General features: G+C 49.5%; 11 protein-coding genes. 9 read left to right on the top strand and 2 right to left on the bottom strand.

The features are described 5' to 3' along the window. Positions 1-15 precede the first annotated feature (15 nt). On the top strand, positions 16-522 hold the full coding sequence (locus tag ACFRAM_RS13310; RefSeq protein WP_175374521.1) for a shikimate kinase: 507 nt from the start codon (positions 16-18) through the stop codon (positions 520-522). A 24-nt stretch (positions 523-546) separates the two neighbouring features. On the opposite strand, the gene ACFRAM_RS13305 is transcribed toward ACFRAM_RS13310, so the two are convergent. Next, positions 547-861: a rhodanese-like domain-containing protein gene (locus ACFRAM_RS13305; protein ID WP_175374522.1), complete on the bottom strand. Its 315-nt coding sequence runs from the start codon at positions 859-861 to the stop codon at positions 547-549. A gap of 111 nt (positions 862-972) precedes the next feature. Here ACFRAM_RS13305 and aroA point away from each other — a divergent pair, with 111 nt between their 5' ends. From aroA to ACFRAM_RS13275, 6 genes are all read left to right on the top strand, one after another. Beyond that, entirely contained in the window at positions 973-2,265 is a 1,293-nt protein-coding gene (aroA, locus tag ACFRAM_RS13300) for a 3-phosphoshikimate 1-carboxyvinyltransferase (RefSeq protein ID WP_379466249.1), read from the top strand. An 82-nt stretch (positions 2,266-2,347) separates the two neighbouring features. After that, on the top strand, positions 2,348-2,782 hold the full coding sequence (locus ACFRAM_RS13295; RefSeq protein ID WP_379466248.1) for a CoA-binding protein: 435 nt from the start codon (positions 2,348-2,350) through the stop codon (positions 2,780-2,782). A gap of 224 nt (positions 2,783-3,006) precedes the next feature. Continuing rightward, positions 3,007-4,893, top strand: coding sequence for a glucose PTS transporter subunit IIA (locus ACFRAM_RS13290; protein ID WP_175374525.1), 1,887 nt, complete (start codon positions 3,007-3,009; stop codon positions 4,891-4,893). After that, entirely contained in the window at positions 4,890-6,653 is a 1,764-nt protein-coding gene (gene ptsP, locus ACFRAM_RS13285) for a phosphoenolpyruvate--protein phosphotransferase (RefSeq protein WP_379466247.1), read from the top strand. The genes ACFRAM_RS13290 and ptsP overlap by 4 nt, the downstream gene beginning before the upstream one ends. Before the next feature lie 762 nt (positions 6,654-7,415). Then, positions 7,416-7,922: an RNA polymerase sigma factor gene (locus ACFRAM_RS13280; RefSeq protein ID WP_379466246.1), complete on the top strand. Its 507-nt coding sequence runs from the start codon at positions 7,416-7,418 to the stop codon at positions 7,920-7,922. Between the two features lies 1 nt (position 7,923). Then, positions 7,924-9,345: a DUF4179 domain-containing protein gene (locus ACFRAM_RS13275; protein ID WP_379466245.1), complete on the top strand. Its 1,422-nt coding sequence runs from the start codon at positions 7,924-7,926 to the stop codon at positions 9,343-9,345. 91 nt (positions 9,346-9,436) lie between these two features. Here ACFRAM_RS13275 and ACFRAM_RS13270 read toward each other — a convergent pair whose 3' ends face one another. Further along, positions 9,437-9,964 (bottom strand): type 1 glutamine amidotransferase domain-containing protein, encoded by a 528-nt coding sequence (locus ACFRAM_RS13270; RefSeq protein WP_379466380.1) that lies wholly within the window; start codon positions 9,962-9,964, stop codon positions 9,437-9,439. A gap of 206 nt (positions 9,965-10,170) precedes the next feature. On the opposite strand from ACFRAM_RS13270, the gene ACFRAM_RS13265 reads away from it, so the two are divergent. Then, positions 10,171-10,623, top strand: coding sequence for a hypothetical protein (locus ACFRAM_RS13265; RefSeq protein ID WP_379466244.1), 453 nt, complete (start codon positions 10,171-10,173; stop codon positions 10,621-10,623). Positions 10,624-10,918: 295 nt separating this feature from the next. Continuing rightward, a complete protein-coding gene (gene ccpA / locus ACFRAM_RS13260; protein ID WP_066370851.1) occupies positions 10,919-11,929 on the top strand; it encodes a catabolite control protein A in 1,011 nt (336 codons plus the stop codon). The last annotated feature ends 380 nt before the right edge of the window (positions 11,930-12,309 follow it).

The following is a 12,309-nucleotide window of genomic DNA, read 5'->3' as shown; positions in this document are numbered from 1 at the left end:
GCTTGGAGGAACGCAATGACTTCAAATAACATTATTCTAGTAGGCATGATGGCCACAGGAAAGTCTACGGTTGGAGCTATTTTAGCAGAGGAACTGGGCTATGAACTGGTCGACCTCGACCATGTCATTGCCGAGAGCGAAGACCGGAGTATCCCAGAGATATTCGCAGAAGAAGGCGAAGGCTACTTCAGAAGACTTGAATCAGAAACGCTGGAGCGTATGCTGCAAGGGGAGAAACGAGTGATTTCCACAGGCGGAGGCGCTGTACTGGCTGCTGGAAATGCCGAACTAATGCTGGCTAACGGCTTGGTAGTGGCACTTACTGCCGATGAGGAAGAGATTCTGGCGCGGGTCAGTGAAAATCTGGATCGTCCGCTGCTCGCCGGCAACGCGAAGGAACGGATCGCACGCATCATGGAAGAACGCCGGGATGCTTACCGTTTTGCGCATTGCACGGTCGATACAACGGGTCTAACTGCTGTAGAAGTGTCTCAGCATATTTTAATGCATCAACGCGGTTGAGCTTTTAAGTGCATTGGTGAGACTTTAGTCTTCCGCGGTTTCATTCCAATCAATCATGCCACCGCTCAGGTTGGCAACGGAGTTATAACCGAACTGCTGCTGCAGGTATTCGCAGACACGTTGACTGCGGGCGCCGGAACGGCAAATGAAGACGACTTCGGCATCGGCGGGAATTTCCTCTGTCCGCTGCGGAATTTCGCCCATCGGGATATGTTGTGCACCGGAAATCATGCCGAAGGCAACCTCATCATCTTCACGCACGTCGATAAGGACAAGCTCTTCGCCTGTGGCTAGACGCTGCCGCAATTCCTGTGCTGTAATTTGGGGTATAGGATTCATGGATGTGACCTCTTTTCGTCAGAAGAATGGTTTAATGATAACACAAGCATGGAATACCGTGTCAAACGGAGCCATACATAACTTATTATAAAAAAAGGAGCGCTAATTACTATGGACGTTATTGTCAGACCCACGCCAAACCTGCAAGGTGAAATCGGAGCCCTCTCTTCTAAAAACTACACTACCCGTTACCTGCTGGTTGCTGCCCTTTCCGAAGGAGTCAGCACGATCTATCATCCGGCTCACAGTGAGGACAGCGATGCTATCCGCCGCTGTATCGCCGATCTCGGCGCAGTGCTGACAGAAGATGATGAGAAGATTGTAGTGCAGGGCTTCGGTGCACGCCCGAGTAACGTTAAGGAACTGAATGTAGGCAATGCCGGAGCGGTGCTGCGTTTCCTGATGGCTGTCGCTGCGCTTAGCCCTGAAGTGACATTCGTGAACACGTATCCAGACTCGCTGGGCAAGCGTCCGCACGATGATCTCATTACTGCTCTTGGCCAGATTGGCGTAGAGGTAGAGCATAACGAAGGCAAACTGCCAATCACCATCCGTGGCGGCAAGCCAAAAGGTGGGAAAATCACCGTTTCCGGTGCAGTCAGCTCCCAATATCTTAGCGCTCTTCTCTTCCTGACACCTTTACTGGAAGAGGACAGCGAGATTATCGTGCTGGATGACCTGAAATCGAAGGTGGTTGTAGGTCAGACGCTGGAAGTTCTGGAACAGGCGGGAATCGTGGTACATGCTGCGGACGACTACATGTCGTTCAAGGTACCAGGCGGTCAGAAATATGCTGCCAAGACTTACACGGTGCAAGGAGACTATCCAGGTTCTGCTGCTGTTCTTGCTGCTGCCGCAGTAACGAAATCCGATGTGACGATTCAGCGTCTTGCGGAGAAGAGCAAGCAGGGAGAAAGAGCCATTGTTGATGTATTACGGATGATGGAAGTTCCTCTTACCCATGAGAATGATGTTGTACATGTACAAGGTAACGGCATCCTGAAAGCCGTGGAATTCGACGGAGATGCGGCGACGGATGCTGTACTGGCTATGGTAGCTGCTGCGGTATTTGCAGAGGGGACTTCACGTTTCTACAATGTGGAGAACCTGCGTTACAAGGAATGCGACCGGATCACCGACTATCTGGCAGAGCTGACCCGCGCTGGAGCAAAGGTTGAGGAGCGCCGTGACGAGATTATTGTACACGGACAGCCGGACGGGGTTGAAGGTGGAGTGACGATCAACGCTCACTACGATCACCGGGTAATCATGGCATTGACCGTTGTAGGCTTGCGGGCACGCCAGCCGCTGCTAATCAAGGATGCGCATCATGTGGCCAAGTCGTACCCGCAATATTTTGACCATCTGAAGGCGCTTGGTGCTGATGTGGAATGGGTAAAGTAACTAGATAGGGAGCTGTAATTCCCAAGATTTGATGATGCGCCATAGGATGAGATCAACCTTACTTAGAAAAGGGGATATGAACATGGGCTTTGAGAATCCTTCCCGGGAGCAGATCGGAGATATTCTAGCCTCCGCCGGGAACATTGCAGTGGTAGGGCTGTCGGATAAAACTGATCGCACCTCTTATATGGTGGCAGGGGCGATGCAGAGCAGAGGATACCGGATTATCCCGGTAAATCCTACGGTAGATGGAGAAATCCTCGGCGAGAAGTGTTACCACACGCTGGCGGAGATTCCTGAACCGGTAGATATCGTCAATGTCTTCCGCCGCAGTGAGTATTGTGCAGAGGTCGCGCAGGAAGCGGCTGACATCGGCGCACGTGTGCTCTGGCTGCAGCAAGGCATCATCAACCAGGAAGCGGCCGATATCGCGGCAGCAAGCGGTATGACGGCCATTATGGATCGTTGTATCAAGGTGGAGGAAGCTATCACGATGCACGGGCGCAGCCGCGCGTAAGCACTGGATCAAGTTCAATGGAATCTGAGTAGGCCTGAAAACGTCCTTCTACCGCAAGCGAATTGTGGTGAAGGACGTTTTTTGATAAATAAACGCTGCACAAACAGGTGGACATTCAGTATAATAGATGTCTGTGAGCAATCTAGGAAATGCTAAATGTATTCTTTTGACAAAACCTGCCACAGCGCGTACCATTTATTATAGTAAGAAAGGAGAGGGTCACCTTGAATTGGCTCGGATCACTGCAGCAATTGGGCAGAGCCATAATGCTTCCTACCATGGTGCTTCCGGCAGCAGCCATTTTGCTGAGTCTGGGCAGCCTGCCATGGTCTGCATGGGGACTTTCTTCAGTATCCGAAGTGGCTACATATGCTGGGCAAGGGGTATTCTACTTTATGCCCTATCTGTTCGCAGTAGGCGTGGCTTGGGGACTATCTAACCAGGCTGGACCAGCAGGGCTGGCCGCTCTTGCAGGCATGTTCACCTACGACCGGATTGTATCGGGGATGGGAGAAGGGCATGTTCAGCCCGCAACACTTATCGGAATTCTGCTCGGGATTGTCGCCGGGGTAGCACATAACCGGTTCAAAAATATTAAGCTTCCAGAAGCGATTCAGTTTTTTGGCGGGTCGCGCTTTGTTTTGCTGTTCATGGGGTTGTTCTCGGCCCTGTTCGCTTGGGTGATGCTCGGTATTGCTCCGCTGCTCCAAAGCGGGCTGGATCATCTATTTCAGGGAATTCTAAGGACCGGCGGCTATGGCGTATTCCTGTATGGGGTACTATATAGGGTGCTGACAGCCTTTGGGCTACATCATATCCTGAACAATGTGTTCTGGTTCCAGATGGGCACGTATACGACGCCTGACGGAAGTGCTGTTGTACAGGGCGATCTGCCGCGTTTCTTCGCAGGTGACCCTACAGCGGGAATTTTTATGGCGGGGCTATTCCCGATCATGATGTTCGCGCTCCCGGCCATTGCATTTGCAATCATTCAAGAAGCTCGTGAGGACTTGAAGCCGAAGATTAAGAAGACTTTTTTGCGTGCCGCACTGGTGTGCTTTCTGACCGGGGTGTCGGAGCAGATCGAATTTGCTTTTCTGTTCGCTTCGCCGTATCTGTTTGCCGTACATACCGTAATGTCTGGTCTGGCAATGGTGCTGACTTATTCACTTGGTATTCATCACGGATTCTCATATTCTGCCGGGGCCATAGATTTCTTCCTTAACCTGCACCTATCCCAGCGGGCGTGGCTGTTGATTCCGATAGGAATCGGCTATGGCATTGTGTATTATAATTTGTTCCGCTGGGCGATCCGCCGCTTTCAGATCCCGACACCAGGACGCGAGGAAGGCTCGGAGCTTGGCGATTGGGCAGGTAATATACCCTATCAGGCTCCTCTCATTCTGGAGGCGCTTGGAGGCAAGGAGAACATCGTACAAGTGCAGGCTTGCATCACCCGGTTGCGTCTGACCGTCCATAATGACCGTTATGTAGATGCCGGGGCGCTCAAAGGCCTTGGGTCTGCCGGGATTATCAAGCTTGGTGGCGGCAACGTGCAGGTGGTATTCGGTACCTACTCAGAGCTGATCCGCGAGGAGATCAACAAGCTGCTGCTGCGCGATCTGCCGCAGGTACTGTTCAGTGCCCCGATGCAGGGCCGGATGCTGCCAATCGAGGAAGTGCCGGATCATATTTTTGCGGCCAAACTGGTTGGCGACGGGGTGGCTTTTTTCCCGGAAAAGGGCGAGCTGGTCTCTCCGGTCTTCGGGAAGGTCATGCACGTATACCCAACCATGCATGCCGTGGGCATCTCGACACCGGAAGGGCTGGAGGTGCTTATGCACATCGGTATAGATACCTCGCAGCTAAAAGGTCCGTTCGAGGCGGTTGTGCAAGAGGGAGACAGCGTGGAGCCGGGTCAGCTGCTGGTCAAATTTGACCTCGGCTATTTGCGGGAGCATGCAGCTTCACTCGCTACACCGATGGTAATCACGAACCCTGACCGTGTTAAATCCTGGAGCTATGCTCCATTCAAAAATGTGAAAAAGGGGCAAACTTCTGTAATGTCCGTTGTATTACACGAAAGTAATGTTGGAGGGATTGAAGCATGATACAAGGCATAGGCGCCGCAGCAGGTGTTGCCATCGGGAAGGCTTTTGTCCTGCCCAATTGGGAATGGAGTCTGCCGGACACGCAGGTCAATCCGGTGGATCTCGCTAAAGAATTTGAGCGTTTATACGAAGGTATCCGCACCTCCAAGGATGAAATTGAGTTTATCAAGAGAGAATTCAGGGAAGTCGTCGGACCGGAAGAATCCAGTATCTTCGACGCCCACCTGGCCATCCTCGATGATCCGGTGTTCATGAGTGAGATCCGGGGGATTATTGAACGTCAGTACAAGGCAGCGGAAGTGGCGGTTAAGGAAGCCATTGACCATTTTGTAGCCATGTTCGACCTGCTTGACGATGAATATATGAAGGAGCGGGCGGTGGACATCAAGGATGTCGGCAATCGTCTTCTGAAGCATTTACTGGGTGCACCAGAGGTTACCCTCCCGTCCGACACCCAGCCGTATATTCTCGTCGCCAAGGAGTTGTCTCCATCTCAGCTGGCTCATTTGAATCCTACCTATGTCCTTGGCATTGTGACGATGATGGGCGGCAAGACGTCGCATTCCTCGATCATGGCCCGGGCCTTGGGGATTCCGCTAGTTGCGGGGCTCGAGAACAAACTTTCAAACCCAATTCAAACGGGAGACATGCTGGTCATTGACGGAGATAACGGATCGATACAACTGCATCCAGACGAGGCTATGGTGATCGATTACACTTCTATCCGGGATAAACAGCATAAAAAGCGGGAGCAGCTAGAACTGCTGGCGACGGTGGAAGCCGTGACAAGAGACGGGGTGAACCTGAGTCTTGCTGGAAATATCAGCTCGGTGAAAGAACTGAATCTGGCGCTGAAATACGGCGCGGAGGGTGTTGGGTTATTCCGCACAGAATTCCTCTACATGGACCGCGATTCCTTTCCGAGTGAAGAAGAGCAGTTCGAGGTGTACAAACTGGTAGCGGAGAAGGTGGGGAATCATCCGGTGGTGATCCGCACCCTTGATATTGGGGGCGACAAGCATCTGGATTACTTCCAGCTGCCGGAGGAGCAGAATCCGTTCTTGGGGTACCGCGCGATCCGCATCAGTTTGGACCGGAAGGACATGTTCAAGACCCAGTTGACCGCGATTTTGCGAGCCAGCGTCTATGGGAAGGTCAAGATGATGTTCCCCATGATTTCTTCCCTGGAAGAGGTGCAGGCAGCCAAAGCTGTGCTGGCCGAAGTCATGGAGGAGCTGGAACAGCGGGGCGTGCCGTTTGACCGGAATATTCCGGTCGGGATTATGGTTGAAGTACCGGCGGCGGTCATGATCGTGGATATCTTGGCCGAGGAAGTAGATTTCTTCAGTATCGGCACGAATGATCTGGTGCAGTATGTACTGGCCGTAGATCGTATGAACGAGCAGATTGCCCATATGTACCACCCCTACCATCCCGCCGTTCTCCGCTTAATCCGTATGACGGTAGAAGCGGCGAAGCATGCCGGGATTGAGGTTAGCGTATGCGGGGAGATGGCTGCGGACGAGCGTTCGCTGCCGCTGTGGCTGGAGCTTGGCATTAACAATCTCAGCATGTCCCCACAGGCGCTGCTGAAGGTGAAGCACCGCACGCTGAACACCGTTGCCGCTGAGGCCCGGGAGGTAGCGAAGGCTTGCTTCCGGATGCGTACAAGCTCGGAGACGGAAGCGAAGCTCAGCGCATATGCCAAGGTTAGCGGCATTGCATTAGGCAGTTCGGAAGCGAAGGAGAAGACCTCCTGAGGCTTCCGAATCCCCTTTGCAGCATCAGCAGCAAATAGAGAGAATTGATTAAAAGGACTCTCATATAGCAGGTTTTTTCCTTGATGAGAAGCCCATTTGCTTAAAAATAATGCGGAAAATAGAACATGGCGGTGTTCAGGAGAGTTCCTGAACCCGCCATGTTCTATTTGTGTTCGACGACCACCTTCTGGAGCTGGGGATAGGCAAACCAAAGCCAAAGCCAAAGCCAAAGCCACTCGGTCATCAGGTGTGCAGATCCGGTAAAATAAAAGTAAACGCCATGCAGCGCTTAGACAACTGGAAATACTCCCGTTAATCTATAGGATCTCCTTCGATTCTCTTATAAAGAGGAAGAACAACTGGAGAATTTCCCTTTAGTCCGGGCAAAACCTTTGAAAGTGGAGAATTAACGGTACATTTTCCTGTTAAATCAGAGCCAAGCTTCCAAGCTAGAGCGTGAGGTCCTGAACCGGGCTCTGATCAAGTCCATCATGCTGCGCGACATGCCGACATACACACTGCGTTACAAGGTCTCGTTTTATTCGCAATTTCTGAGCCTCAGGTCCTGCGCTTTTTTGATGTCTTGCTTGAAGGGAGTGTTCGCTTTTGGAACAATCTCTGTTTATCTTGATTAGAGGTTTATTTTTCCAAATATCAAAACCGTTTGTGGCCTAAAACAGTCAATATATAGGAGAACACAATGCAGAGGGCTTGGCAAAAATTCTGCACGGAGGGAGGAAAGCTAAAGGGATGGAAAGCATTATGAAAGTCCAAACAGCAAATACGGGTGAAGAGGAAGCATTCATGCAAATGGTGCTGGGGCAACAAAGACTTCTTTACGGGATCGCATATAGTTATTTGCGAAGTGAAGCGGATGCGTTTGAAGTATTGCAAGAGGCTACCTGCCGGGCATGGACTAAACGAAGGAGCCTGAAAGATCCGGCACGGTTCACCCCTTGGCTTATCCGAATTGTCATCAATTGCTGCAATGATGAGCTTAAACGGAGAAAGCGGGTACTGACTGTAAAGCCGGCAGAAACGGTAAGCGACATGATGGAAATGAAAAGTGATCTTAGGCTGGATATGGAGCAGGCACTGGATGGGATGAAGCCTAAGTACCGGCAGGTGATTGTACTTAAGTATTACCGGGACATGACAGTAACCGAGATTGCCGAAATATTGGACAGGCCGGAAGGAACGATCAAAACTTGGCTGAACAAAGGACTAAAACATTTGCGTGGCAAAATGAAAATTAAGGAGGGTGCATGATATGACTCTGAGCGAGGAGAAACTTCTTGAAGATTATTTTCACAAGTTGTCATTGGAAGCAAAACGGGTACCCGAGTCTCGGATTCATGCGAACGTTCATCTTGCCCTAAACAGGAGGTCACAACATGCCAGAAAGTTATGGGAAAAGCGCCTGTGGATAGCAGCAACTGCTGCAGTAATTACTTTGCTTTTGCTGGCTTCTGCGGGATCATGGATGGGGGAGGGTACGGGGCTGCGGAGTGCTCTCAGTTCTTTTTCGAAGACGGATCCATTGGAAAAATATCTTACCTTTTCGACTGAAGATACGACAGTATGGTCGGCTTATGAGGCCGGGTTAATGAAGCAGGTTGGTGTGTCTTCCGTGGAGAAGGAGGGACATGTGCTGACCGTTGACGGCGTGATAGCTGATGCAATGGGAATCATTATTCTGTATTCGGTAGACAACAAAACAGACCACAAAACGCGGGTCGATCATCTATCATTAACAGACAGTACGGGGGCAATAAAAGGTACTGCTCTGATTGGAACGCGGGAGAAATTGGGGTTAGGCAGTATCATGAATATAACGCGCCTGACATGGAGTGGTGAAGCCAAGGATTTGCCAGAAGAGGTGGAGGTTCATCTTGCGATCGCCAAGAGCGCAGATAACGATACGCTGTTTGCAAAACCGGAGGGGCTCATAAATCTATCCGTCCCCATCAGACTAGACAAGAAAGCAATGGGAGAGGCTGGTCAAACCATTACGCTTAATCGATCATTCATGGTTGCAGGGCAAACGATAGATCTCAAGCAGATGTATATCGGTAGTACCGGCATCTATTTGGAAACAGCTTATAATAAAAATAATACACAAGACATTTTCGGAATGCTTAAGCCACGAATTTTGTTAGGAGATGACAGAGATACGGAAGGGTTCTATCTACCGAAGCAAATCCAGAAAGAGGGAAGGACATATAGTGTATTTAATAATGACAACACCAAACCTAAAGCACCGCTGCGCCTGACTGTTGACGGAATCTATGCCTTGGAGCCTTCGAAGAGAGAACTAATCATTGATACAGATAAGCAGCAAATTCTGAAGGCGCCAGATAATGCACTCACAGTTGAAGTAGTACAGGATTCCGCTGAGCAGCAATTAATCGTTTTGAAGCACCATTTTACAGATAGTAACATATTAAGTCGTGAGGGTAATTTAATAATGAACATGTCGTTCAAGGATGGTAAGGGAGAGGTACATAAATATGATCAGTCTCCTCACAACTTCGATCTTACGAATTTGTTTAAATCCAAACAAGAGGAATTGAATAAAAGCGGCCTTAATTTGTATTTGATCGGAAAAGAAAAACTCCCGCAGCCGTTGACCTTTACCCTGGACAGCTATCCTAACGCCCTTAAGGACGTACAGACCATTCCGCTGCGCTGATAGATGCTTAAAAAAACAGCGGGCCCTGTCCCTCAAGACGAGCTTGAGGGCAGGGCCCACTAAGTATTCTTTTAAGGGTTGACGTGCGGCCTTATTCCCCAGCCAGTGCGTCGCAAAAGGCTTTGCCGTATGGCGGCAAATCAGGCGGACGGCGGGCGGAGATAATGTGTCCGTCCGTCACCACAGGCTCGTCTTTCCAGATCGCGCCTGCATTTTCCATATCATCGCGGATTCCTGGAGTGGAAGTAACAGTCACACCCTCCAGAATTTTTGCCGAAATGAGCACCCAGCCGGCGTGGCAAATCTGCCCGATCGGTTTCTTCGCTGCATGGAAATCCTGCACGAGCTTCAGCACTTTGCTGTAGCGGCGGATTTTATCGGGCGCCCAGCCGCCCGGAACGAGAATGCCGTCATAATCGGAGGCATCAAGCTCGTCCCAGGAATATTCGGCTTTGGCAGGAACGCCATATTTACCGATGTAGGTCTTGTCTTTTTCGAGTCCGGCCAGATGAACCTCCGCGCCTTCCTCCCGCACCCGGTAGACAGGGTACCAAAGCTCCAAATCCTCAAATTCGTCATCCACTAACGCAATGACCTTCTTGCCGTCGAGTCTCATTATTGGGGTCTCCTTCCTGTATCCATCTTCTATTCTTCTTTATTCTATCAAATTTAAAATTTTAAGTCACATGAGGAGTGGAGATGTCTAGTTCAATTGCCAAATAAATCATTATATGCAAATGAGAAGGATTCTGGAGAGTGAAGTCGAATATAGAAATAAAAAGTCGGAACCTGCGTGCTTTTTAATTTATGCTTGAGGTGTGGCAGATGTGGAAAGATGACTTATTGGAGAAAGCATGCAGTTGCGGCGGTGACATGACTATACATATGCATACGCTAGTGTACAACACAAAGATCAAAATCACAGATGTCCCTGTGTATAACTGTGAGGGCTGTTCGCGTTACGAACCGTTGCCTGCCATTAAGCTCGCTTTGGGCGAACTTGTGCAGCAATTGGGTAGAGAGGGGACTGCGGGAAGTAAGGTTTCCTTGGCGGACGGCAGTGAGTGGGCCTTTGTATTGAAAGAGACATTTTCTAAATTTAGTGGCGAGAGTTTACCGGAACTTGAAGAGGAGATCCGCAAAGCGGTTCAGAGCCGGATTGATCTTTTGCTGGACATTTATAGGTTCGCGGGGGACTCCGAAGATGTTGAGTGGATGCGGGAAACGGGTGACCGGTTGTCACAATTGACCCTGCAATCGACACAAATTGTCAAATAAGTTACAAGAAAAGGATGCTCAGTGGATGTTTTCTTGTTTTCAAGAAATTTTTCTGCAAAATCAATGAAAATATTTCACGAAAGTTGGATTTTTCATGCGCTTTTTGTTACGATAGAAAGAGGTTACATGATTGCACCAATAGGGATGCAGGTTGTATGCGTTCCGGGGTAATGCTTCCGCTTTGAAAAGATTTTTGAAAGGAAAATGAAGCGTTATCATTGCACAAATGTACAAAGTGTCGTATCATAATTTTAATTAGTCGAACGATAAAATTTATCGCAATGGAGAGAGTAATTTGACGGTAACCATTTACGATGTAGCGCGAGAAGCAGGCGTATCTATGGCTACGGTATCACGGGTTGTGAACAATAACCCCAACGTGAAACCGCAGACCCGGAAGAAAGTGTTTGAAGCGATTGAGCGTTTGGGCTATCGTCCAAATGCCGTGGCAAGAGGACTTGCCAGTAAGAAAACGACAACTGTCGGTGTCGTCATTCCTGATATTTCCAACTCGATATTTGCAGAAATTGCACGCGGGATTGAAGATATTGCCAACATGTATCACTACAACATCATTCTCTGTAATGCGGACAAGCGTAAAGAGAAGGAAATTCGTGTCATTAACACGTTGCTTGAGAAACAAGTGGACGGGCTACTTTTCATGGGCGGTACTGTAACGGATGAGCACATTCAAGCATTCCAGACTTCTGCTGTGCCAATTGTACTCTGCGCAACCCGTGACGAGAAGGGCACGTATCCATCTGTGGATATCGACCACGAAACGGCAGCTTTCGACGCAGTGAACACCTTGATCCGCCACGGACACCGTGAGATTGCTATGATTAGTGGCACTCTGCAGGACCCGGCGAACGGCTATGCTCGATTCCAGGGGTACAAGAAAGCCTTGGAAGCAGCTGGCATTGAGTATCAGGAAGATCTGGTGCGTATCGGTAACTATCGCTACGAATCCGGTGTCGAGGCCATGAAGTACTTCCTCGGACTGAAGAAGAAGCCAACCGCTATTTTTGCCGCAACGGATGAAATGGCGATCGGTGCCATTCATAGTATCCAGGACGAAGGTCTGAAAGTTCCAGATGACTTCTCAATCATCAGCGTCGACAACATTCGGATGGCTTCCATGGTCCGTCCGCTGCTGACAACTGTAGCTCAACCAATGTACGATTTGGGTGCGGTAGCAATGAGACTTTTAACGAAGCTTATGAAGAAAGAGACTGTAGAGAACGCCCGTGTTATTTTGCCGCATGAGACGATTCTCCGGTTGTCTGTTAATCACCTGAATAAGTAATCACGGATTTGGATATGCATAGCATGGAAAGCTCCTTCTGGAGCTTTTTATGCTTTATATACTATAAAAATTTGAATTGGAAAATAAGTTTAATTTATAGAGATGAACAAAAGAAAGTAACATAAAGCGAGAAGGAACGAAGGGGAGGGTTTGGAACTGAAGGAGCGAAAGCGCTCGCCTGAAAGCTTTCCGTAGGAAAGCTCGCGTCGGAAGCATGAGCTGGTTCCCAGATTTCAACCGCTAGAAGCGGTATAATTGAAGAAATCTGGGGACAACAGCGACCGGAAGTCCAAACATTCGCCGTAGTGACGACCGAGTCTTACGTCGGAGCTTTAGTTCGTCTTATACATAAACTTATAGAACCATGGGAGGATTCTACA

Origin of the sequence: Paenibacillus sp. NPDC056722, from assembly GCF_042790635.1 — a bacterium.
Classification (GTDB): domain Bacteria; phylum Bacillota; class Bacilli; order Paenibacillales; family Paenibacillaceae; genus Paenibacillus_AQ; species Paenibacillus_AQ agri.
This window is presented reverse-complemented; position numbering and strand designations above follow the sequence as displayed.

Bases quoted from the DNA above. Each gene is read 5' to 3' on its own strand.
- ACFRAM_RS13295 (WP_379466248.1), top strand. From the start codon at position 2,348: ATGGGCTTTGAGAATCCTTCCCGGGAGCAGATCGGAGATATTCTAGCC.
- ACFRAM_RS13310 (WP_175374521.1), top strand. From the start codon at position 16: ATGACTTCAAATAACATTATTCTAGTAGGCATGATGGCCACAGGAAAG.
- aroA (WP_379466249.1), top strand. From the start codon at position 973: ATGGACGTTATTGTCAGACCCACGCCAAACCTGCAAGGTGAAATCGGA.
- ACFRAM_RS13280 (WP_379466246.1), top strand. From the start codon at position 7,416: ATGAAAGTCCAAACAGCAAATACGGGTGAAGAGGAAGCATTCATGCAA.
- ptsP (WP_379466247.1), top strand. From the start codon at position 4,890: ATGATACAAGGCATAGGCGCCGCAGCAGGTGTTGCCATCGGGAAGGCT.
- ACFRAM_RS13305 (WP_175374522.1), bottom strand. From the start codon at position 861: ATGAATCCTATACCCCAAATTACAGCACAGGAATTGCGGCAGCGTCTA.
- ACFRAM_RS13275 (WP_379466245.1), top strand. From the start codon at position 7,924: ATGACTCTGAGCGAGGAGAAACTTCTTGAAGATTATTTTCACAAGTTG.
- ACFRAM_RS13265 (WP_379466244.1), top strand. From the start codon at position 10,171: ATGTGGAAAGATGACTTATTGGAGAAAGCATGCAGTTGCGGCGGTGAC.